24 protein-coding genes are annotated in these 23,481 nt (G+C 34.4%); 6 read left to right on the top strand and 18 right to left on the bottom strand.

The window, feature by feature from the left end:
• Positions 1-48 precede the first annotated feature (48 nt).
• From ACWNCI_RS00545 to ACWNCI_RS00505, 9 genes are all read right to left on the bottom strand, one after another.
• Positions 49-690: a DUF5683 domain-containing protein gene (locus ACWNCI_RS00545; RefSeq protein ID WP_449386738.1), complete on the bottom strand. Its 642-nt coding sequence runs from the start codon at positions 688-690 to the stop codon at positions 49-51.
• A complete protein-coding gene (locus ACWNCI_RS00540; RefSeq protein ID WP_042721810.1) occupies positions 691-1,581 on the bottom strand; it encodes a ParB/RepB/Spo0J family partition protein in 891 nt (296 codons plus the stop codon).
• 34 nt (positions 1,582-1,615) lie between these two features.
• On the bottom strand, positions 1,616-2,389 hold the full coding sequence (locus ACWNCI_RS00535) for a ParA family protein (RefSeq protein WP_449386737.1): 774 nt from the start codon (positions 2,387-2,389) through the stop codon (positions 1,616-1,618).
• A gap of 162 nt (positions 2,390-2,551) precedes the next feature.
• Positions 2,552-3,385: an energy transducer TonB gene (locus ACWNCI_RS00530; protein ID WP_449386736.1), complete on the bottom strand. Its 834-nt coding sequence runs from the start codon at positions 3,383-3,385 to the stop codon at positions 2,552-2,554.
• Between the two features lie 303 nt (positions 3,386-3,688).
• The gene (locus ACWNCI_RS00525; protein ID WP_346986173.1) at positions 3,689-4,975 is read right to left on the bottom strand and encodes an adenylosuccinate synthase; all 1,287 of its coding nucleotides are present in this window, start codon (positions 4,973-4,975) and stop codon (positions 3,689-3,691) included.
• A gap of 229 nt (positions 4,976-5,204) precedes the next feature.
• Entirely contained in the window at positions 5,205-5,912 is a 708-nt protein-coding gene (locus ACWNCI_RS00520; RefSeq protein ID WP_449386735.1) for a hypothetical protein, read from the bottom strand.
• Between the two features lie 303 nt (positions 5,913-6,215).
• Positions 6,216-6,497, bottom strand: coding sequence for a hypothetical protein (locus ACWNCI_RS00515; RefSeq protein WP_089999615.1), 282 nt, complete (start codon positions 6,495-6,497; stop codon positions 6,216-6,218).
• 5 nt (positions 6,498-6,502) lie between these two features.
• On the bottom strand, positions 6,503-7,159 hold the full coding sequence (locus ACWNCI_RS00510) for a zincin-like metallopeptidase toxin domain-containing protein (protein WP_449386734.1): 657 nt from the start codon (positions 7,157-7,159) through the stop codon (positions 6,503-6,505).
• Positions 7,160-7,309: 150 nt separating this feature from the next.
• Complete coding sequence (locus ACWNCI_RS00505) at positions 7,310-7,600, bottom strand: hypothetical protein (RefSeq protein WP_449386733.1); 291 nt, start codon at positions 7,598-7,600, stop codon at positions 7,310-7,312.
• Between the two features lie 167 nt (positions 7,601-7,767).
• Here ACWNCI_RS00505 and ACWNCI_RS00500 point away from each other — a divergent pair.
• Positions 7,768-8,858, top strand: a protein-coding gene (locus tag ACWNCI_RS00500) for an IS3 family transposase (protein WP_449386732.1) whose coding sequence is annotated in 2 segments (ribosomal slippage) — positions 7,768-8,020 and positions 8,020-8,858 — 1,092 coding nt in all. Because the reading frame shifts where the segments join, the coding sequence is not laid out codon by codon here.
• Between the two features lie 5 nt (positions 8,859-8,863).
• Here ACWNCI_RS00500 and ACWNCI_RS00495 read toward each other — a convergent pair.
• The 8 genes from ACWNCI_RS00495 to ACWNCI_RS00460 all read right to left on the bottom strand — a co-directional run bounded on the left by ACWNCI_RS00495 (position 8,864) and on the right by ACWNCI_RS00460 (position 17,786).
• Positions 8,864-9,313, bottom strand: a complete 450-nt coding sequence (locus ACWNCI_RS00495) for a zincin-like metallopeptidase toxin domain-containing protein (RefSeq protein WP_449386731.1) — start codon at positions 9,311-9,313, stop codon at positions 8,864-8,866.
• Positions 9,314-9,465: 152 nt separating this feature from the next.
• A complete protein-coding gene (locus ACWNCI_RS00490; RefSeq protein ID WP_449386730.1) occupies positions 9,466-9,813 on the bottom strand; it encodes a hypothetical protein in 348 nt (115 codons plus the stop codon).
• Positions 9,814-9,821: 8 nt separating this feature from the next.
• Positions 9,822-10,202 carry a zincin-like metallopeptidase toxin domain-containing protein gene (locus ACWNCI_RS00485; RefSeq protein WP_449386729.1) on the bottom strand — a complete coding sequence of 127 codons (381 nt, stop codon included), beginning with the start codon at positions 10,200-10,202 and terminating at the stop codon, positions 9,822-9,824.
• 109 nt (positions 10,203-10,311) lie between these two features.
• The gene (locus tag ACWNCI_RS00480; RefSeq protein ID WP_449386728.1) at positions 10,312-10,563 is read right to left on the bottom strand and encodes a hypothetical protein; all 252 of its coding nucleotides are present in this window, start codon (positions 10,561-10,563) and stop codon (positions 10,312-10,314) included.
• Positions 10,553-12,172, bottom strand: coding sequence for a hypothetical protein (locus tag ACWNCI_RS00475; protein ID WP_449386727.1), 1,620 nt, complete (start codon positions 12,170-12,172; stop codon positions 10,553-10,555). Before ACWNCI_RS00475 ends, ACWNCI_RS00480 begins: the two co-directional genes overlap by 11 nt.
• A gap of 3 nt (positions 12,173-12,175) precedes the next feature.
• Positions 12,176-12,433, bottom strand: coding sequence for a hypothetical protein (locus ACWNCI_RS00470; RefSeq protein ID WP_449386726.1), 258 nt, complete (start codon positions 12,431-12,433; stop codon positions 12,176-12,178).
• Between the two features lie 105 nt (positions 12,434-12,538).
• A complete protein-coding gene (locus ACWNCI_RS00465) occupies positions 12,539-14,110 on the bottom strand; it encodes a hypothetical protein (protein WP_449386725.1) in 1,572 nt (523 codons plus the stop codon).
• A gap of 28 nt (positions 14,111-14,138) precedes the next feature.
• Complete coding sequence (locus ACWNCI_RS00460; protein WP_449386724.1) at positions 14,139-17,786, bottom strand: hypothetical protein; 3,648 nt, start codon at positions 17,784-17,786, stop codon at positions 14,139-14,141.
• Positions 17,787-18,959: 1,173 nt separating this feature from the next.
• Here ACWNCI_RS00460 and hpt point away from each other — a divergent pair.
• The 4 genes from hpt (at position 18,960) to ACWNCI_RS00440 (ending at position 22,027) form a co-directional block, all read left to right on the top strand.
• Entirely contained in the window at positions 18,960-19,514 is a 555-nt protein-coding gene (gene hpt, locus ACWNCI_RS00455) for a hypoxanthine phosphoribosyltransferase (RefSeq protein WP_042721800.1), read from the top strand.
• A gap of 153 nt (positions 19,515-19,667) precedes the next feature.
• On the top strand, positions 19,668-20,246 hold the full coding sequence (locus ACWNCI_RS00450) for an adenylate kinase (RefSeq protein ID WP_449389473.1): 579 nt from the start codon (positions 19,668-19,670) through the stop codon (positions 20,244-20,246).
• A 71-nt stretch (positions 20,247-20,317) separates the two neighbouring features.
• Positions 20,318-21,301 (top strand): GTPase ObgE, encoded by a 984-nt coding sequence (gene obgE, locus ACWNCI_RS00445; protein ID WP_346986185.1) that lies wholly within the window; start codon positions 20,318-20,320, stop codon positions 21,299-21,301.
• An 87-nt stretch (positions 21,302-21,388) separates the two neighbouring features.
• The gene (locus tag ACWNCI_RS00440; protein WP_449386723.1) at positions 21,389-22,027 is read left to right on the top strand and encodes a porin family protein; all 639 of its coding nucleotides are present in this window, start codon (positions 21,389-21,391) and stop codon (positions 22,025-22,027) included.
• A gap of 63 nt (positions 22,028-22,090) precedes the next feature.
• Here the strand turns inward: ACWNCI_RS00440 and ACWNCI_RS00435 are convergent, their stop codons facing one another.
• Positions 22,091-22,822: a class I SAM-dependent methyltransferase gene (locus ACWNCI_RS00435; protein WP_449386722.1), complete on the bottom strand. Its 732-nt coding sequence runs from the start codon at positions 22,820-22,822 to the stop codon at positions 22,091-22,093.
• 140 nt (positions 22,823-22,962) lie between these two features.
• Here ACWNCI_RS00435 and ACWNCI_RS00430 point away from each other — a divergent pair, with 140 nt between their 5' ends.
• Positions 22,963-23,451, top strand: a complete 489-nt coding sequence (locus tag ACWNCI_RS00430; RefSeq protein WP_346986187.1) for a DUF6438 domain-containing protein — start codon at positions 22,963-22,965, stop codon at positions 23,449-23,451.
• The last annotated feature ends 30 nt before the right edge of the window (positions 23,452-23,481 follow it).

Here is a 23,481-nt window from a genome sequence, read left to right as displayed (position 1 = left end):
TTCACTCAGCAAAGGCATATTTAATTAAAGCAGTTTTATATTTTTTTATTAAAATTTATAACTTAAACTGATACCAGTTTTCGGAGGAGTAATTCCATAATGATCCTGAATGACAGCCGGACTGAATGACAGATCCGGGTCGTGACGGCTTTCGTAGAGATGCGCATCCACAACAGCATCCACAATATTTAAAATATAGATTAATCCTGTAATGGCGATCGCATAATCCCGCTGCCTTTTGGCTCTGTCCTGGGCATTTCCCAAGGCAACTTTATCAAGCCACGGATGTTCATCTACAAACTGATTAGGAGTTCCGTTGAGTTTAGCAATATAATATTCCCTGTATTTTTTGTATTGATTATCATTCCATACAGCGATACCTACACCGGCACCCACCGCACCCCATACGATGGGAACTTTCCAGTATTTTTTATTGTAGAATTGTCCTAATCCCGGCAGAACGGCAGAATAAAGTCCTGCTTTTGTAGGATTAAGCTTAAGCGTTTTATTGGTCGGTCCGTTCGCTCCTTCCAGGTCCGAAACTACATTTTCCGTTGTCTTCGTATTATTTTTTTCTACAGACACGCTATCCTTCGGATGATGTTCTACCCGGATTGTGTCATTGGGATTCACCTGAGAAAAGGCAATTACGGAAAGACACAGAAAAAATGTGAAAAGTAATTTTTTCATTTATTTAATATGAGATAAAATATATTCCAGCTCGTCTTCATTCTTGAAGTCCAGAACAATTTTACCTTTTTTACCGTTTCCGGAGGTTTTGATTTCTACTTTTACATCCAGTAAATCCGCGATTGTTTTCTGAGCTCTTTTATAATTATTGGAAAGCTCGGCTTTTGCTCTTTTTGCCGCTGCAGATTTCGGATTTTTCAACGCTGTAGCAGCCTGTTCGGTCTGACGGACATTCAGTTTTTCCTTAATGATGAGATCAAAAAGAATTTGCTGATGTTCTTCATTTTCAAGACTGATAATCGCTCTTCCGTGTCCCGCAGAAATCTCTCCGCTTCTGATCGCGTTTTGAATATCCGGATTTAATCTTAACAGCCTGATTGAATTGGTGATCGTACTTCTGTCTTTCCCTACTCTTTGGCTGAGGTTTTCCTGAGTAAGACCAATCTCATCCATCAATCGCTGATAAGTAAGCGCAATTTCAATCGCATCAAGATCTTCCCTCTGGATATTTTCAACAAGCGCCATCTCGAGAAGCTCTTGGTCATTTACCAGACGGATATAGGCAGGAATCGTCTCAAGACCAGCTATTTTACTCGCCCTGTATCGTCTTTCCCCTGATATGATTTCAAACTTCTCGCCATCTTTTCTTAAAGTAACAGGTTGTATTACCCCTAAGTTTTTGATAGACTGAGCTAGCTCATTCAATGCTTTTTCGTCAAAATAAGTTCTTGGCTGGGTTGGGTTTGGATAAATATCTTCCAAGGAAATTTCCACGATATTCCCTACAAACTTGTCTGCTCCTTCATCGGTTGCAGAATTGATCGTTGCTTTGGATTCAGCACTCAGAATAGCACCCAAACCACGTCCCATCGCTCTTTTTTTATCCTTCATATTTTTATAGCATGTAGCGTATCGCTATCGGCTTTTAATTCTTTACTAATTTTTCATTTTTCAACAAAACTTCCTCTGCAAGCTGAATATACTGAACCGCACCTTTACTTTCCGCATCGTAGTTCAGAATACTTTCACCAAAACTTGGCGCTTCACTTAATCGTACATTTCTGCTGATAATCGTTTCAAAAACCATCTCTGGGAAGTGCGCATTTACTTCTTCTACAACCTGATTAGACAATCTCAGTCTGCTGTCGTACATTGTAAGCAGTAAACCTTCGATATCAAGATCTTTATTGTGGATTTTCTGTACGTTTTTGATGGTATTGAGAAGCTTTCCAAGTCCTTCCAGTGCGAAGTATTCACATTGAATCGGGATGATCACAGAATCTGCAGCGGTAAGTGCATTCACTGTAATAAGTCCTAAACTCGGCGCACAGTCGATAATAATATAGTCATAATCATCTCTTACGGGCTGCAGCGCTTTTTTCAGCATATATTCCCTGTCTTCCTTGTCAACCAACTCGATTTCTGCCGCTACAAGGTCAATATGAGACGGAACAATGTCCAGATTAGGAGTTGCGGTCTGTTTGATACAGTTTTTTGTATCAACACTGTGCTCCAAAAGGTTGTATGTAGAATACTGAACGTCATCAACTCCTAAACCTGAAGTTGCATTAGCTTGAGGATCAGCATCAATGATTAATATTTTCTTTTCCAATACCCCTAATGCCGCGGCTAAATTAACAGCTGTTGTTGTTTTTCCAACACCTCCTTTCTGATTAGCGATACCTATGATTTTTGCCATTCTTAGAACTTTAAGTTTCAAAAATACACATTTTTCCTTGCTATTAATGAACCGATAAAACGAAAAATGAGTTAAAATATTGTTAATAAGCCTTTTAACAATAAAAAAAATTATCCACAAAAAAAAATATTTGTGGATAACTGTTTAGATCTAATTTTATTTTTAATTATCGAACTTCATAGATATCGGGAATTTGAAGTAGCTTCTTACGGGTTGTCCGTTCACTTTGGCAGGTACCCATTTTCCTTTAATACTTCTGATTGTTCTCATCGCTTCGCTGTTAAAATCAGCGTTTTTTCCATCGGCTTTGATGCCTGAAATTGTACCGTCTTTCTCAACAATAAAAGTAATTGTCGTTTTCATTACATCACCGGATTCAAATCCTGATCCATCGAAATTGTTCATTACCTTATTTCTGAATGAATCAAGTCCTCCGACAAAATTTGCCTCTACATCGACAGAAACTCTAGGAGAATTATCTTCTTTTGGCTGTGTGCCAGGTGGTTCTACCTGCTGTACACCTCCTCCATGAGTAACAGGTGGCGCAATTGGAACGTATTTTACAGTAGGAACTTCTTTTCCTTCTGACGTTTGTACACCAGCCACCGCATTTTGCTCATCTTTAGGAGTTATTATTTTTTTCTCATTAGTCACAATCGCCTTAGGCTCCGGTACAGTTTTATCAATTGTTTTTATTTTTTCAGGAGCTGGTTGTGGTTTCACTTTTGCAAGAGGATCTTTTTCCGGTATATCAACCGGCTTAAAGATATGCTCTCCGCCATGAATATTACGATCAATAACAGGTTCACTTTTAAATAAATTAATTACAAGTGGCGTCAAAGAAACCGCAGCCAAAAAGCTTACTCCTATAAAAAGTGCTTTTGTTAAAATTTTATCCGATTCATTTCTTAGTACGTAGGCACCGTATTCTTTGTTGCGGTGCTCAAAAAGAACTTCATTAAAACGAAATTCCTGATTCTGATGCATGTGTTTCATCCTTATAAATATTTAATTGTTAAATTCAGATTATCAGTTTATCACTTTTAATCCATGGTTACTAATTTAACATCAAAATATTTGCCATAAATTTGTTAAAATTATACCATTTTAAAAATTTATATGATAATATTAAAATTTAACTATGTTCGAAATAATAAATTTATGAAACCATAATCAGATTCAAAATAAAAGAATGTTCATAAAATTTTATTATCTAGTATCATTTATTTAATTATCAACTAATTCAAAAAAAAGACTGTCTGACGACAGCCTTAATGATAATTCTTAATAAAAAATATTTTAGAATAATTCTTTTCTGATAATGTTCTGACTTCTTTCAGGACCAACAGAAACTAAATAAACATTGATTCCCAGATATTTTTCGATAAACTCAATGTATTTCTGAGCATTGTCAGGAAGCTCATCGTAGCTTCTTGCTTTCGTGATATCTTCTGTCCAGCCCGGAAGCTCTTCGTAAATTGCTTCGTAATCGTACAATTTTGTAGTAGAAGAAGTGAAATAATCAATAATTTTTCCATCTTCCGTTTTATAATGGGTAGCGATTTTAATGGTATCGATTCCGGTAAGAACATCCAGTTTAGTAATTACTAAGTTATTGATACCATTGATCATACAAGCATGTTTCAAAGAAACAAGATCCAACCAACCTGTTCTTCTAGGTCTACCTGTTGTCGCTCCGAACTCACCACCGATCTGTCTGATTTTCTCTCCTAATTCATTGTCTAATTCAGATGGGAAAGGTCCGTTACCCACTCTTGTACAGTATGCTTTTGCAACACCAATCAGATTCTGAAGGGAAGTTGGCGGAACTCCAGCTCCTGTACAGACACCGCCTGTTGACGGAGAAGATGAAGTTACGTACGGATACGTTCCGAAGTCGATATCAAGCATCAAAGCCTGCGCTCCTTCAAATAAAACATTTTTACCTTCCTGAATCGCTTCGTTTAATTCTAATTCCGTATCAACAATTCTGTCCTGAAGCTGTTTTCCGATCTCTACATATTCGTTGTACATTTCTTCAACGTCCAATGTCGGTTTTCCGAAATATTTTTCGAAAAGAGAATTCTTAATTTTTAAGTTTTTCTCGATTTTTTCTCTTAAAATCTCAGGATTCAGAAGATCTACCATTCTGATTCCTACTCTTGCGATTTTATCTTCGTAACAAGGTCCGATCCCTTTTTTGGTGGTTCCGATCTGCGTTCCTCCATGTTCTTCCTCACGGTATGTATCCAAAAGAATATGGTAAGGCATGATGACATGCGCTCTTCTGCTGATAAAAATATGGTCTGTTCTCAGCCCTTTATTTTCTATCTGATTAACCTCCTTAATGAAAGATTTAGGGTTTACCACTACTCCGTTAGCAATGATACATTTCCCTTTGCACTGAAGAACTCCCGATGGAAGAAGGTGTAAAACGAATTTTTCATCCCCGACATACACCGTGTGACCTGCGTTGTCTCCACCCTGGAAACGCACCACATAATCCGATTTTGCCGATAAAACATCCGTGATTTTTCCTTTACCTTCATCTCCATACTGAAGACCTACAACTACGTAAGTTGACATATTTTACTTTTATTTTAGATTCATGCAAAATTACTTTTAAAAAATTGGGTGCGCAAATTTGTGGTGGATTTTATTTTTGGGATGGGTGGAAATCATGTGGTTGAGAGGAACATTGAATTTATTTTATTGAAATTCCTACAAGAACTTCTGCATAGTTGTAAATATACTTTTTCAATAGTTTTTAAATATTAAGCAAGAAAATAAATAGAATTACAATGAAAATCAAACATCAACCCACAATATTTTTCTTTTTGAGATTAAATTTTTCATCTCTTTTTAATTCTATAATTGAAATAACAAAATTGCCTAAACTGAATCCAGGTAATGGTAATAAATTCATAATTCCGACAACGAGACAGCAAAAAGGTAATAGTGACAACTGTCCACTAAAATCTTTAGGAACAGTACGAATTCTACCGACTTTTTTGTAATCTTTCTTTGGATTAATAAAATCATAGGCTCCTTTAGTATAAGTTTGGTAATTTTCTAAAACTTTTGTGAAACTAAATTTTTCTTTGGTTTGTTTTATATTCTGAATTTTACCTTCTTCTATACTAGGTGTAAATTTCACTTTTATTGGAGTTCCTTTGGACTGAATAATTTTCATAACATCAATATCCGTTATTTTTATTTCTTTATCCGTATTTTGTCTTTTTATTTTTATGATAGAATTGGGATTCAATAAAATCATATTAGTAATTTCAGATATTTTTTTGACAGGCTGATTATTAATTGAAATAATTTTATCACCATTTTCAAATCCTAATTCCTGCATAGTATTGCTAAATTCTAACCCATAAATTGCATCTTTATTATCAATATAATAAGTTTTTGGAGCTAATAAATGAATTAAAAAAAGTAGTAAAAATGCTATAAAAAAATCAAAAATCAATCCTGATAATTTCAGGAATGGATTATTTTGTTTGTTTTTTGGCAAAACCCATTTGGGGGAAAGAGTTTCCTAAAATATGAAGCAAAATTGATAATATTATCATTGTGTTTTTATGAATTGTAGATTTGTTAAAGTAATATATATTAATTTTTCAAAAAGTGAAACCGCTTAGCAAAGAGCGGTTCAAAAATATTAAGAATTTTCTGCTTTGTCCAATTCTTCCAATATTTTATGGGAATATACCATAAAGTATTTATCGTTCAAAATAAAAGCTCCATTTTCATCACGTTTCTTATATTGTAGAATAAAATGATTATTCATATTCAAAGTTTTTACATTCACTTTATTTTAATCCTCCCAATCTTCAACGTAACCGTGTGGAGTGGCTGTAAATAAGACTTCGCCAGTTTCTGCGTCTACTGCAATAAAATGTGGAATAGGTTCAGTATAGCCTTCTATATCATAATTAATTACATAAATATTCCGTTCTTGTTCTTCATATTTTCCATAATTTATATATTTTTTTTCTTCATATATAATTTTTTCTTTTGTAACAATATATACATAATTCCTATTTCGTTTTTTAATGTATTCAATGGCATTTTCTAATGCTTGTTCTTTTGTTATCATTTTTGTTATTTTAAATTTATTATTGTATTAATATTTATGCCCTGTCTTTTTCTTGGTATACTTTTCAGATCAAACGGTAAAATTTCTTTAATAGGGTTACCAAGATTATCTGTTTTTCCTACTTTTCCATAATGCCAATTAATGTAATCTTCTGCATGCTTAAGTTCTTTTCTATTCAGATATTCTTGATATTCCACCATTTTATCATACACAAATTTTTCTCTCTCCACAAAAGATTTTTGCATAAATGCTTTCATCCCTATCTTCTGGCAATCCCGCATATGCATCAATTCGTGGAGGGTTTCGTAAACAGTGGCGTTTTCACGTAAAATCAATTTCATTTTTATTCCATCTGTAACGAACATTGCTGCATTATGAGCTTCCAACATTAAAGGATTTCCTGATTTAAGAAAGAATCCTTCTATTTCAAAAGCTCCGGCTCCTTTTCCAATTTGCAATTTTACTTTTAACTGTTTCAGATCACTTTCTATCTTTATAAAATCTGCATCATCAAGAATCTGCCCCAAATATTTCCCTCTTCTTAGTAGTGCAATTTCAACTCTCTTTGCACCCTTTCCTCCTCTTACTAAAACCTCTTCAATCCACTTTGTAAAATTGGATACAAGTTGGCTAAACAAAATCTCTGAAATGAAAGGCTTCAAAGACTTATAAATTTTATTACTTTTCCTTGTAATCGTATAATTTCCCTGCAACTTCATAATTGCTTTTTTCATTGAGTTTAATACGAATATGGCCCGTATAAAAAACTCCGAAATTAAAAAGTCTGAAGTGATATATTAAAAATGAATGATTTACTCTTCCCAGTCTTCGACATAACCGTGTTCTGTCATAGTAAATAAGACTTCTCCCGTTTCTGCATCAACTATTACAAAAAGAGATTCATCTTCGTAATAACCTTCACAATAATATGCTATAGTATAAATATCCCTTTTTTGTTCGTAGTATTTACTGTATGGATATGGTATTTCTCTAGCAATATCAAAAAAAATTTCATCTAAGTTTTCATTGATATTTTTAAAGTTTCTTTTTCTTTCTTTAAGATATTCTTTTACATTTTCTAATGCTTTTTCTTTTGTTATCATTTACTTTAAATTTAAAATTACATTAATATTAACTTCCTGTCTTTTCTTTGGAATATCTTTTAAATCAAATGGTAAATTTTCTTTAATAGGATTTCCCGTGTAAACTTCCCTGAAAATGTATCCATTTAAAGATAGAGTTTTTGCTTTAAAAAACTTTAAATTTAAATATGAAAAAGAGTAAGTATTCAGAGAGTCAGGTTTTTGGAATTTTGAAAGAACAAGAACTTGGGAAGAGTGTGATAGAAATATGCCGTACTCATGGTATTACACAAGGTACATTTTATCGTTGGAAGAGTAAATATTCTGGGATGGAAAGTTCGGATATTCAAAAGATGCGGGATCTGGAATCCGAAAATTCTAAACTTAAAAAACTTTATGCAGAAAGATGTTTAGAGATTGAAGCTTTAAAAGATGTTCTGTCAAAAAAGTGGTAAAGCCTTCTGGACGGCGTGAAATTGTCAACTTTATCCGGGAGAAATATAATTTCAGTGAGAGGAAAAGTTGTTTAACAATTGGTATCAGCAGGCGCAGCTATCGGTACAAAAGCAGAAAGAACGACGATGAATTAATTGATGCTCTGACCAGACTTTCGCAAGAGCATCCAGGTTATGGTTTTTGGAAGCTATATCATAAACTTAGGAATTTGGGATATATTTGGAATCATAAACGGGTTCATAGGGTTTATGTGGCCTTAAAAATGAGCATTCGCAGAAGGGTAAGAAAAAGACTTCCCACCAGAATCAAAGAAAACATCAATATTCCTCTGGAGCCTGATGAATGTTGGAGTATGGATTTTATGAGCGACAGTTTATATGACGGGAGAAGATTCAGAATATTAAATATTGCTGATGATTATAACCGGGAATTACTGTCTATGGAAATTGATACAAGTATCTGTTCTGCAAGAGTAGTGAGAGTTTTAGAACAGTTAAAACAACAAGGGCGTAAGCCTAAACGCATAAGAGTTGACAATGGCCCTGAGTTTATATCTAAAAATCTTCAGCTATGGGCTCAGGAAAATAAAATAGAGATCCATTATATACAACCAGGGAAACCTACACAAAACAGCCTTATTGAAAGACTGAATAAAAGCTGTAGAAATGAGCTTCTCAATATGTATGTCTTTAAAAATCTACAGGATGCCGAAGAAAAAGCAAATCAGTGGTGGATAGAATATAATTACAACAGACCGCACGAAGCATTAGGAAATATAAGCCCTAAAAAATATAAACAAAAAATGAAAGAATCTATCATTTAGAATGGTCACAAAATTGGGTAGCTTACACCCGCATTATCTGTTACTCCAAATTGTCTATACTTTTCATTAATATACCATTCAGCGTGCTTTAATTCTTCTCTATTCAAATACTTATAGTGTTCTATCATTTTATCATACACAAATTTCTCCCGCTTTACCGGAGATGTATACATAAATTCTTTCATCCCTGTCTTCTGGCAATCTCGCATATGCATTAATTCATGTAATGTTTCGTAAATTGTAGCATTTTCACGTAAAATCAATTTCATTTTTATTCCATCTGTAACGAACATTGCTGCATTATGAGCTTCCAACATTAAAGGATTTCCTGATTTAAGGAAGAATCCTTCTATTTCAAAAGCTCCGGCTCCTTTTCCAATTTGCAATTCTACTTTTAACTGTTTCAGATAACTTTCTATCTTTATAAAATCTGCATCATCAAGAATCTGCCCCAAATATTTCCCTCTTCTTAGTAGTGCAATTTCAACTCTCTTTGCACCCTTTCCTCCTCTTACTAAAACCTCTTCAACCCATTTCGTAAAATTAGATAAAAACTCAGCTAAACAAAACCTCTGAAGCCTGTCGCTTCAGAGGTTTATAGATTTAATTATTTTTCTTTGTAATCGTATAATTTTCCCACAACTTCATAATTTCCCTGTTCATTTAGTTTTATTCGGATATGCCCAGTGTAATAATGATACGCAAAAGCTTCACCTTTTTCATCATCAATAGAAATTATGTATTCTGGAAATTCTCCATAGTTAATCTCATCTCCAACTGCTTCCGGGTCTCGGTAGTCATAACCTGTCGACCAATAGTCAATCCCAAATCTGTTATGCTCATCATTCTTATAAATGTAGATAAATTCAATTGGATACTTATTGCTGTGTGTTAAATTTAAATCTTTATGAACTTTTGCTGTTATTTCTTTTACTTGATCTTCTGTTAATTTCATTTTTAAAATTATTTTATTAAACCTAATTTTTTTCCTAAATCTTCCATTTCTTTAATTTCAATTTTTATTTTGCTTAAAGTTTTTCTTCTTACATAGTCTTGATAATACAAATACGCATCTACCAATTCAGGCTCGCTCCATTTGTTTCTGTTTTTAAGAATATAATTCCATACAGATTCTTCATGTTTCCAAGGAGTTGTTTTAGAAATTTTACTATATCTTTTCCAGCCTAGTTCTAAAAAATCTTCCAAATGTCTTCTCTCATGATGCCAGGTTATCTTTGGACATTCTGGCCTTAAACTTAAAATTACCTTATTTTTTTCATTTGTGATTCTGAATCCTCCTAAATAGTCTGGTTCATTAAAGCGAGGATGTGTATTATCTATCATTTTATTTCAAGGTTAATTCCTCTTTCTTTACATATTTTAATAGCATCATCAATATACTTTTTGAGTAAATAAAAAAAGACTGCCCTTTTTGGACAGCTTCTTTGCGGAATTAATCTTTCTTGATGAAAATTTTATCTTTAAAATCTTCTAATGAATAATTTTCGTTTAAGATCTCTACTAAAATAGACTTACTTTCACTATTAGGATTATTCTCCATTCCTACTCCTTTTAAAATAAATACTAAATTATTTTCAGAGTTTTGATATTTATCATTTATCAAATATTTTCCCTCAACTTTTACTACAAAAATTATTTTGTTCGATAAATTAAATACTTCAAGCACTTCTATTTTATTTGTCATAATCTAATCTATTTAATTCGTTTGTAAAATATTCTAATCTTTCTTTTATTAATTTTACTTCTTCTTTTGGTAAATTCCATTTTGTTGCATTTTCCAACAGTTCTTCTGCCGCTTCTTTTTCCATTAAGTTTTCAGCAATAATATTATTATATTTGTTTACCCAATCATTATACTTTCCACTTCTAAATTGTTCAGCATGAATTAATTCCTCATATACAGCTGAAGTTGTTGCATTTTTATTAAGATATATAAGTTCTTCATTAAATGTAAGTGCTTCAATTTCTTCATTATAGACCTTCTCTCGTGATGCTATATACTCAAAAGAATTTTTATCATATACTAAATCTCCGCCGAGTTTTTTAAATTCATCTTGTAATTCTCTAAGTAATTCTTTGCTTATAGGTTTTCCTACAATTTTAGAAAATAATTCAATCCGTTTGGCTTTTTGCAAAGCTTCTTCAACTTTTATAGCCCCTTTTCCTCCTCTCGCCAAAACATCATCAATCCACTTCGTAAAATTAGATAAAAGTCGAGCAAGTTTCGCAATACCTTTTATTATAGTAATGATCGTTACAATAAGATCTATTGCCAAAATAAGATCCTCTCCTTCATTATGCTGTATTTGGTATTCATTTAATTTAGGATCGTCGTAACGGGAATTTTTATAATTTTTAATGCCTTCTATTGCATCTTTAAAAACTTTGGTAGGGTCTTTAAGAACAGCTCCCAAAGCTTCTTCCACTCCTTCTCTTATTTCTAAAAATTCCAGATTAGTTTCTCCTCCCGCCAGATCGCTAACGGTAATATTAACCGCTAACAAAGCGAGATCCAAAAATCCGCCAACAAATTCTACCAAACCATTCCATACTCCACAAAGGAACGGGATCGTCAGCTTAATATCATCCCTTTTTTCAATTAGCCATTTTTTAAATTCTTCAACGCTTTTTATTTGCTCGTCAATTCCTTTTATGATATCGTCCAGGGGCTGTATTTTAACTTCCTTACCAAATAATTTAAAAGAATTTAAAATTTCTAATTGATCCGTAACTTTTTTAAGCATTCTTTTTAAGGAATCACATCTCTGTATAAAGATATTTACTGCCTTCTCAGGCTGTGCAAATAGATATTCATCAGATTTCAGTGTAGGATCCCACTGCTCCCTGGAAAACCGTTCATCCTTGCGGAAAGAATCCGAAATACTTTCTGTTATTTTCTTGATAAAGTTTTCGATATCTAAAGCCGAGACATTAGAAATTAATTTCGTCTGCCGTTTTACAGATTCTAAAAAAGCTCCGGCAATTTCATCCTCTGTAAACCAGAATGTTTTATTGCTTTTGCATTGTTCATAAATATATTTTGCCCAATATTTCGACAGATCCTCCGTACCTTTATACTCATGATGATACTTTACCATTGCATCGCTCATCTTTATGAGCAATACTCTTCCCAGATTAATGGTGTGATCGTCTTTTTCTGCATACACAATAAAGTCTGTCTCATCATCTTCGGCTCCTATTGAATTTTTGAGTGTCAAGTTTTCTTCCTCGAATTCTTTGATGAGTTTCGTAGCATTGTAATCATGTACGATTTCATATTTCCAATAGCCCATAACTTACAGTTTCGGTATTTGACCTGTTATTATTTCTCTTAATTCTCTATAGAACACGCTTTCTTTCCCAAAAGGTGTACTTAATGCAATTTCATTAGAAATTTCATCAAATGTTTTATTGGTTCTTATTCCTTCAAAAGGGGCTTTAGCACTTCCATAAATTCCTTTTTCGAGTTCTGCAAATTGGATGATACGACTTCCACGAAGCATTCGTTTACTTTCTTCGTCAAAATCATCAATGCCATCTAAAATATTTCCCATAAAATCTTTTTTTAGCTAGTTGTCTGTTACATCTAAAATAAAAAGGCAGAGTTTTTCAGGCTCTGCCTTTTTTAATACTGAGTTATCTCAAAAGTTGGGTATATATTATAGTTTATATATTTCAACGATATTGGCGATTACACCGGTATTTCCCAGTGTATTCATATTATACATTCCAAAAGCGATGGGGCCTGTATAGCCTGTTTTGGTATGGATAACCGTTTTATTATTAAAATTTACAATAACAGTCCAGTTTACGCCACGTCTTACAAATACTGCATTAAGGGCATAAGTCGGATCACTGGTAGATAAGGCTTCTGCCGAATTATCAGCAAACATTATAGCCATTGGGTACCAGTATGATTGTTGCAACCTTACGTTAACAATGGTTTGGTTTATAAGTGCCACAGTATTCGCCGGATTTAAGAGCCCGACAAAGTGAGTCATACCTGTGTTGCCTATATTAATTTTCGCTGTTTTGCCTGTAATTTCAACATTCATATAAAAATCTTCGTCAGCACCAATCAACTCGTTGGTCATCCTGGCTGCAATAAAAGAAGAGTCATCTGCGGGAGTTTTTATAGTACTATCGGAATTATAACTCACCGATGATCCGGACTGTATGATGGCAGGTGATACGGCATCATTGTATATTTTCTTTTGCCAGACAATGTTATTTAACGCTATTCGCTGAATTTGATTGACCACATTGATGGTAAAACTTGTTAAATACCATGCAACACCATTCCATAACCTTATTTTATACTGTCCAACCGGAATATCTTTAAAGTTGTAATAAAATGTCAGATCAATACCATTGGTATAGAGCTGAACCTGTGCACCCGGTATTTCTTTAATGACAGTAGCAGTATCAGCAGAAACACTATCATGAGTACATAACTCAATTTTAAAGCTGGTAGAAGGGAGATTTAAATTTGCTCCTTTAAGATTGACCCAGAAAGATTGATCTGTTTTATCCACAACGGGCGGGGATATTAAAGCTACACTCATGGTTCCTGTATTCCAACCCCCATTCATTTTAGTCTTCCATAATGCTCTTTCTGCTTCTGTCAATTGGTTTGGCATTTCCAGGAGTAGATTTTTGCTGTCTATCACAGCATTTAGCCCACTTGTATTTTGAACTACAACTTTTTGAAAATTAGCGGTATCAGAATTTTTATTCGGCAAACCGGATAATACATAGGGATTTCCTAAAGTATTGATCGAAAATGAAGCATTAAGGGTATGGCTTCTTGCTGAACTATTTGAAAGGTTTGCATTCATCATATTTTTTCCTAAATCACCTGCAGGAAGTTTTGCCACTTCTCCGTTATCATTCATCCCTATAATTTTAGGATAATCCTGAGCGTTGCCGTCTACTGAAGGAATATCTAATTTTAAGGTTACTCTTTCGCGGATATTTGTATTGTAATTGGCCTGGCTCGCGATGCCTTCTGCTATTAGGTCAGGATCAGTAATGCTTACATGATTGTCTGAAAGTTCCACAGGAATTGATCCGTCTACAACGGCATGGGTCTTTAAATCACCGCTTTCGTCAACCGCATAATCCGTGTAAGTAGCCCCACCCGGTACCGCTACCTGGTAAATAACGTTAGTCTCCCTTTCTCCTATTGGTGGCAAAGCATTTACTCTTATAATTTTTCCTATATTGGACATAATCTTGTTTTTTAATTTAATAGTTTTCTTAAAGCCAGTCTCCCGTAATGATTTTTTCTTCTTCTCCGGGTTGAATACCCAAAAGGTTATTATTCTTTTCAAAATTGAATTTCTCCGGAGTAATTACTTCCGATGGTACTTCAAAGTCATCAGGATTTTCTGTGGTAAATGGTAAAGCGTGTGCCACTTTTAGCCCAATACTTTCTGCCTGAAGGATATTTAATGTCGTAGGAAGTCTCGTGAGCCAAGCTTTTCCTTGTTTTTCTCCTTTTGGCTGTTTCATTTCATCCACTATCGATAAATAAAGTTCGTCTCCAATAACAGGAACCTCACCGCCATTCCAGATTTTACCGGTTGCCAGATAGAATTGGACTGCATCTTCGAAGCCAGGGCGCACCGTCACAATCACCCGTGCCATACCACTTTGCAGGAAGTTTCTGAATAATGGGTCTGTATTTTCCGATTGATATAGATCTATCCAGTTTTTCTTATTTCCCCAGTAATAAGGATACAGGTAATAAGAAAGATTATCCCATTCAAAAGCCTGCTCCATAAACTTGACAAAAGCAGTGTATTGATCCAGTTTTGATGAAAGAACGGTTTCATAATCATTAAATGAATTGCCTTGTGTTAATCCGGACAAGCCATATCCACGCGTAGAATCCGCTGTTCTGTCTGACATGTAGGAGATACAGTTTTTACGCAAAATCGTATTTTCAATTTGTCTGTAGAAATTAGGATTTGAATCTTTAATGACTACAGCTTTATTATCCGCTTCTGCCTTAGCATTATTGTAAGCTGTAAGCGCATCTTCATAGGCATTAATAATAGCATTGAACGTCTTTTGCAGCCATGCATTTCTGGCTTCCACAGTAAGTTCACAGGTGATATTTAAAGCCCCTTGTATAATCGGGCTTTCTCCGGTTCCAAAAGAAAATTCCAGCCTATCCTTTACATTCAATCCATCAATGGTACCGTCTATCTGGGTACTTCCGGCATCTGTAATCCATGATGAACTTTTACCTGCTATAGACATAAAAGCGGCATGATTCCCATTAAAACCATGAGGCCAGGTATTAAATACATACTCAACACTAGTAGCAATATACCCTTCCGGAATAATAACTTCACCGTTTCCATTTACGACTTGAATATTTCCGTCATCTTTACCGGTAAATGCAGAGTCCCGACCTGCAAAAGCTTTGGTAACGGAAAAAAGTTCTCTCGGCTTCTCATCAATCTCAGCATTGTACTTACCCAGCCAGTATTTTAATTTTATCTCATTGTTCAAAGCACTGTAATCACTGATTTGCATACCACCTTCAGCTCTTGGGTCTACAGGCTTTATTAAATCCATCTGATCAGGATCTTTCACTTCTTTCATTCCCAGCAAATGAAGCTTTGCAGGTTCAGGAATCATAAATTCAAACATCATTCTTTTGCCGTAATTATAGATCTGGTTTTTCATTAATTTATCAACCCATCTATAGACCCCTACAACGTGTTTGTCTCCTTTCCTGTTATCTAAACCGTGAGAATTGTTTTCTTCAAATTCATCAATAATTTTTTCAATTCTTTCCTCATGAACTTTGGAAACAATTCTGTCCATTGCTCTGGAGGTAATATCCTGCGCCAGGGTTGTTGCCTGCCTAGTACTTTCTTCTTTTGAGGAATGATGAGCATTACTTAAACCTAAACTTGCATTAGCATAAAAACCGCCCTTACTATAGCCAGCATTTACACCAAATTGTGTACTATTATCGGAAGCTTCCTGTGCCATTTTCGAGATCTCACTCTGCATTTCAAAACGATTAGCTGTAGTGGTATCTGTAAGCTGTTCTCTTTCGGTATCAGAAGATGTAGTAGTTGTATTTTCGCTTCTTCTTAATCTTCTGGTAGATTTCTCCCTGTATTCCCTGGCCATTACATTTTCTATATGGGCTACTTCTCCTTCTACATATGCATGGGTACTTTGCTCAACCTTTAGATAATCTGCAATACCAATATTTTTAAAGCCAAATCCGGATGGAATAAAGTTATTCTCATCTTCAATAACTACAGGAGGCTCTCCTTCTTCCATCTGAAGGACAAAGTCTCCCGAGCTGCATGCCCTTGCCGTAATCCCAGGAACGGTGAATTCGGCAACCCTACCATTAGTAAATACCACTTTAATCCTTAATGTGGAATCCTGAATAGTATAAAAATCCAAACCTGGGTTGTATAAATCATTTAAGAAAATGGTATTCCCTGTTCTGGTTTTTACAAAATAACCCCCATCAATTGAAGATGGCGTTCCATTGGGAGTAAGGGCATAAGATAATAAATTTACATCCCACGAGGAATCGGGTACATTCAGAGCCAAATTAAGGGTATATCCTTTGTATATGAAATTTGGACAAATCTGGAAAGTAAAAGGAACCGAAACAGTCTTTGATACAGGAATAAGAATACCTCCTATACTTTTATAAACTTCTTCATTTCCCTGAAAATTCTGAACGATCAGATTATTTAGCTCTTCTACATTTTTATCAACTGCAGTGCTGATTTCTCCAAATGTATCCCTCCCTTCTAAAACAGATTCAAGATCACTAATATTTTCTTCTACGGAACGTGAAGACTGTTCTCTTTCTGGATCAAACTTATATCCTAATACGTCGAGTAAAGCTTCTAAATTTTCCGGTTTTAGATCTGTTACCAACGATTCTGCACTTACTTCATCCCTAAAATTAAACTCAAACTCCGGCAGTCTTGGAAAAGGAACTATTGGAAGCTGCTGGCATGGATCTTCAGGATTATATTCTGTTCCGGGTGGACGCGTGCTGCAATATTCTTGTTTAGCTGCGGCAACAGCTCTCTCATATTCTTCAAGAAGCGGAATTATCATTTCCTGATGTGCTTGCTTCTGAATCTTAATTTCTATCTCATAATCCTTTTTGTATTGCTTTATGATGGCAGAAAGATTCCTGTTCAACAGTTCAATTCTACTGAGTTTTGTTTTTGCAGCAGAAATTTCCTGCTGTTTTTTCATATCATCAGTAGGAAGGGTTTGCACAACCTCATTAGACAGCGCTCTAGAACCGGAAGTTATAGCTGTTATGTTATTATCATCCAATATCAGTTCTTTTGGAAGAACAACTTTCGCTGCAAGAGCCAGCAAAACATCGTCCTCATCTGTAACAGCAAGAGTATGTAGTGCCAAAAGCATTTGTAAAAGTGTCTCCTTGAGATAGAAATTTTCTTGTGTAACTACCTGGTAAATTAAATTATTCCATAAAACATGAAGTTCCGGAGTCGGATAGATAGGAGGCAATATCTCCGTTTTTTTGGCTTGAAATTCTTCATAAGTACAAGTCGCCTTATTTACGGCAAGCCAGGAAGCAAACATACAGAGATCATTAAATTCATTTTTAAAATCATTTAAATTCTCAATTCGGTCTGCATTTGTTTTAAAGACCTCAGCTCTCTCATGTAGGAGTTTTTGCTTAGATCCAGTACCTTCAGTTACAGGCTTATAAAAAACAGTATCGGTTTTCATCGCTTCAGGGAAAAGAATAAATCTCTTCTCCTGATTCTTTTCATCAGAAAGCTGAGGACTTCGTAAGCTCACAAATCTAAAAAGTGTTTGGGTCGGGGTGTTCTCTGCAATCGAATCTGCAGTGATTTCATTTTCTGCCATTTGTAATTTTGTTTGGGTTATGTTATTTGAGTATTCCGTTTTTATAAACGGTTAATTTTTTTGCTACTGTTATGAAAAAAGTATCCGGGATTATGGTTATTAAATTTAAAAAATTAGTTTTACTAAAAATATAATAAAAAATAATATTATGACGATTATTAATATATATCAATCCATAAAACACTAAAATCAATAAATAATTTAAATATTATTAAGAATTTACTAATAAAACATCATTATGGTTTATTATATTAATTAACTTTAAATATTCCACCATTAATTTTTAATCATCAAAGTGAAAAGGTTTAAGTCTTTATTATTTTTATTGTTCTTCCTTAAGGCAAAAATCAGAACCGTAAGCGGCAGAACTTGACGTGATAAATATAATTATATGCTCATCTTCCGAATTCTTTGATTCTTGCTGCAGGATTTTTAACGAGGTGATAGTTCATTAGTCTATTGTTAAAGAATCTGTTGTATAAATACTGTCTTTTACATTATTCTCACGAAAAGAAAGTCCGGGAATACTACCGAAAACTGTGATCTGGGAAAATAAAAGTATATACATCAAAAATGTACGGAAAGATTGTTTCCATGATTTTAATTAGTTTTTAAATTTTTTTTACAAAAATAATCCCAAGAAAAAGAAAATATTGTAGTATTAGTTTGAAAATCATGTTTTTTCAGAAAGATTGAAAATGTTAGAAAGATTGTTTAAAATAATATGAACAAAATATAATTATTGACATGGGTGATAGATTCAAAGTATGATAGCTCAATATTGTTTTGAAAACTTTTCGCAAAGACACATTATTTTCAGAGTTCAGAATGCATTATGAACGCCTATACACTCTCTCAAAAGGTAGTCGCTTAAGGATAGTACCTCGGAAACCGGTCAAAAGCCGTCAATTCCCGTCATAGTTTTCACAAGTGCTTGAAAATGGAAAATTTCATTCTATTTTAGTTCTGTTAATTTAAAAAAATGTAAAAAATGGCAAGAATAACTAAAGGACCCCTGAGAGTATTTTATAAGATTTAAATACTATTCATGGTAAATTACTTTCCTTACTTTGTTCAGAATGCACAGAATTCATTTACCCTAAAACAATCCTATTCAAACTCATAAAATACTTTCATCAAAAATCCTTAACTTTGCAGACTACTAAAAATTTTATGGAAAGTATTCAAGTTCACGACAAAACTTTCGTTCCTTATCTGGAGGATGCCGAAATTCAGGAGATTGTAAAAGCTACGGCTCTAAAAATTTATGAAGATTATAAGGATGAAGTTCCGGTTTTCATCGGAGTTCTGAATGGGGTGATCATGTTCTTTTCGGACCTTCTGAAGCATTATCCCGGAAACTGTGAGATTGCTTTTATCCAGATGAGCTCTTATGCAGGAACAGAATCTACAGGAATTGTTTACCAGAAAATGGAACTTACGAAAGATGTAAAAGATCGCCATATCATTCTTGTAGAAGATATTGTAGATACAGGAAATACCGTTGAAAGTCTTTTTAAATATTTCAATGAAACACAGCGCCCGAAATCGGTAAAAATAGCTTCTTTCTTATTGAAACCCGAAGTGTATAAAAAAGATTTCAAGCTGGATTATATCGGAAAGGAAATCCCCAATAAATTTGTCTTAGGATACGGACTGGATTACGATGAACTGGGAAGAAATCTACCCAATTTGTACCAACTGGAAGAAGGACAAATCAATCATTAAACGCTGTTGGCTATTAGCTGATAGCTTTTAGCTTAAAAAGTAAAATAAAGAAATAAATTTAATAATAACTTAAAAATGCTAAAGGCAGGAAGCAAATATGCGAATGGTAAAAACCAAAAGCCATATGCCAATCGCCAGAAGCCCTTCAACATTATGATAAACATTGTTCTGTTCGGCCCTCCGGGAAGTGGAAAAGGTACACAAGCGCAAAACTTAATCGAGAAATTCAATTTGAAGCAGATCTCAACAGGTGACCTTTTCAGATTCAACATGAAAAATGATACAGAATTGGGGAAACTTGCAAAATCTTATATCGATAAGGGAGAACTCGTTCCGGATCAGGTAACAACTGATATGCTGGTAGACGAGATCAGAAAACCGACCGATACTGCAGGATTTATTTTCGACGGTTATCCGAGAACTGCTGTTCAGACAGAAGCGCTGGAAAAAATCGTAAAAGAAGAATTGAATGATGAGATCGACATCTGCCTTTCATTGGTCGTTGAAGATAAGATTTTAGTTGAAAGACTTTTGAAAAGAGGAGAAATCAGCGGAAGATCAGACGACAGCAATGTAGAGATCATCGAAAACAGAATAAAAGAATACTACGCAAAAACAGCAGAAGTGGCCGAACTGTACAAGCAGCAAGGCAAATATGTAGAGATCAATGGTGTCGGAGACATCAACGAAATCTCCGAAAAACTTTTCGCTGAAGTAGAAAAAGTAAAATAGATTAAAGTTGATCGTTGACAGTTGATTGTCATCATCATCAACTGTCAACCATTAACTGACGATTAAAAATTATGTCAAATTTTGTAGATTACGTAAAGATTCATTGTAAAAGCGGTCATGGAGGTGCAGGTTCTGCACATCTTCGCCGTGAAAAATACATTCCTAAAGGTGGACCTGACGGTGGCGACGGAGGCCGCGGCGGTCACGTCATCATGAAAGGAAATGCCAACGAATGGACTTTACTCCCTCTTCGTTATACCCGTCACGTAAAAGCGGAACGTGGTGAAAACGGAGGAAAAAACCAATTAACAGGAGCTTACGGAGCCGATGTATATATCGAAGTTCCGATCGGGACAATTGCCAAAAATGAAGACGGAGAGATCATCGGAGAAATCATGGAAGACGGTCAGGAAATCATCCTGATGGAAGGAGGAATGGGAGGAAAAGGAAACGAACATTTTAAATCTTCTACCAACCAGACTCCCCGATTTGCGCAACCCGGAATGGATGGTCAGGAAGGTTATGTCGTATTTGAGCTTAAAATTCTTGCAGATGTAGGTCTTGTCGGTTTCCCGAATGCCGGAAAGTCTACCTTATTGGCATCTGTTTCTGCGGCTAAACCGAAAATTGCCGATTATGCATTTACCACTTTAACACCCAATTTAGGAATTGTTGATTACAGAAATTATAAATCTTTTGTAATGGCAGATATTCCGGGAATTATCGAAGGAGCAGCGGAAGGTAAAGGACTAGGACACAGATTCTTAAGACATATCGAAAGAAATTCCATCCTTTTGTTTTTAATTCCGGCTGATTCTGAAGATCATTTCCAGGAGTTTAAAATATTGGAAAATGAGCTGAAAGAGTACAATCCTGAATTAATGGATAAAGATTTCATTATCTCCATTTCAAAATCTGATCTTCTGGATGACGAACTGAAAAAGGAAATCGCCGCAGAATTTCCGGAAAACAAACAACCGTTATTTTTCTCGGGCGTTACCGGAGAAGGTCTTATTGAGTTGAAAGATGCCATCTGGAAGCAATTGCATGGATAATTTTCAATAATTTGCCCAAAATACAAGTACACCTTACCGTGTACTTTTTTATGCTAATTAAAAATTAAAACCATAACATTTTAAAACATGAAAAAGAACCTTGCACTCGCTTTGTTACTATCATTATCAGCATTTGCAAATGCTCAGGAAAATGCAAATTCCAAATCAGATTCAAAAATTAATTTTGGAGTAAAGGCAGGATATTCATTATCCAATATGAAATTTTTCGGCAGTCAAATAGATCCTAAATCTTATTTTTATGTCGGAATTTTGGGAGAACAGTCTATCTCTTCTACGTTCAGTGTTCAGGCAGAAATTCTTTATACCCAAATTGGTGGAAAAGAAAGCTATCCATGGGTAAAGATCGTCAATAATAATGTGGTAGAAATGGACGATGCTGAATATGACCACCAGTTTAATCAGATTCAGGTTCCTGTTTCTCTAAAATATTATTTTATCCCTAAACTTTCAGCTTCTGCAGGAATGAATTTTGGCTTTAATATTTCAGATAAAATAAAGCGTACAGATTCCGGTGACAATGTTTTTAGTACTAATTCTAATGCCAAAACACTTAACCTATTTCCATTTTTAGGTGCAGAATATAAAATTAACGACAAGTTTTTCGTAGATGCCAGATATAATTTTAATTTTATTAAAATTAATAAAGGAGGAATTGAAACTAAAATTGGTTTTCTACAGGCCGGCGTAGGATACAGATTTAAATAAAACATTCAAAAAAAACAAAGGAGAAACTTACGAGTCTCTCCTTTTTTATTCAATTAATAATTTTTATTTTGTGCAGACCAGTATTTTTTCCTGATCCGACAATCCATAGTAACGGTCAGCCGAAAAATTTCTTATTTCAACATTAAAACCTGCGCCTTCGAGTCTTTCTTTTAAACCTTCAACGGAATATATCCTTACATGATTATCCTGTCCGAAATATTTTAATCTGTCCTCAGGAGTCGTAATGCTGTAATCTTCATAAATATCGCCATCTTTAAACGGAGTCTGCACCAACAAACTACCGCCGGGTTTCAATACCCTGTACAAATCTTTCATGGCATCTATATCTTCAATAACGTGTTCCAGAATGTGATAGCACGTGATAAGATCAAATTTATTATCTTCAACATCTATATTTCTGATATCGAAATGATAATCTGCCAGAAAATCGTCTTCATAATCTGATGAAAAATACTGGATGTTTTTTTTACTTTTTAATTTTTTATATAAAATTCTGAAGGGAGAAAAATCCAGAAAGGAAATCCCTGGCTTCAGAAATTCTGTCTCCAAAAGATCATAGAGCCTTCTCGCCCTGGGAAGACTGCCACATATCGGACATATTTTTTCTCCATTAGGCAATTCCGCGAAGCCTTTCAGTTTTGTTCCGCAAACATTACATTCATTATTATTTCCTCTATAAAAAGGAATCATTAATTTTCTGAAGTTTTCTTCATTATTGATCAGTACTTGCTGGGGAATTAAAACTTTAGCAATTGATTTAAAAAAATTATACATGAATAAAAGGCATGAAATTACAAGCCTCAAAATAACAAAAAATTATCTGAAAAGCCCTTTGCTACATTAAATTTCTCTGTAATATTTTCTTACATCTCCCTTTGGAACGGTTCTTGAAAGACCAAAAACAAATTTATACTATGAAATATTTACTTGGCATTTGTGCCTTCATCTTTTTATTTTCATGCACTTCTCAGAAATTGGATTCAAAATACTCTAAAATTGAGTATGAAGCGACACCTTGCTTTGGATTCTGCCCGGTTTTTAAATTGACCATTAATCCTGACAGAACTGCAGTTTTTGAAGCAGAACATTTTAATTTCAGTGACAAACCTTCCAAAGATGAATTTTCAAAACCTCGCGAAGGAACTTTTAAAGGTACCATTAAACAGGAAGATTACAATAAACTGATTGCCCTTTTGGACGGACTTGACGTAAAAAACCTTAATGATAATTACGGAGAAAAGAATGTAACTGATCTTCCTTCCTCACATCTAAGGATCCAGTTTGCAGACGGAACCACAAAACACATTGAAGATTACGGTAAACGCGGAAGTGAAAAATTATCAGAATTGTACAAGTTTTTTGAGGATCTGAGAAAGAATCAGCAGTGGACAAAAGTGAATTAACTTATTTAAAAATATTTAAACTACCTTTGC

The organism is Chryseobacterium lineare (assembly GCF_977014045.1).
Note: the sequence above shows the minus strand (reverse complement) of the source record. Positions and strands in the feature narration are given on the sequence as shown.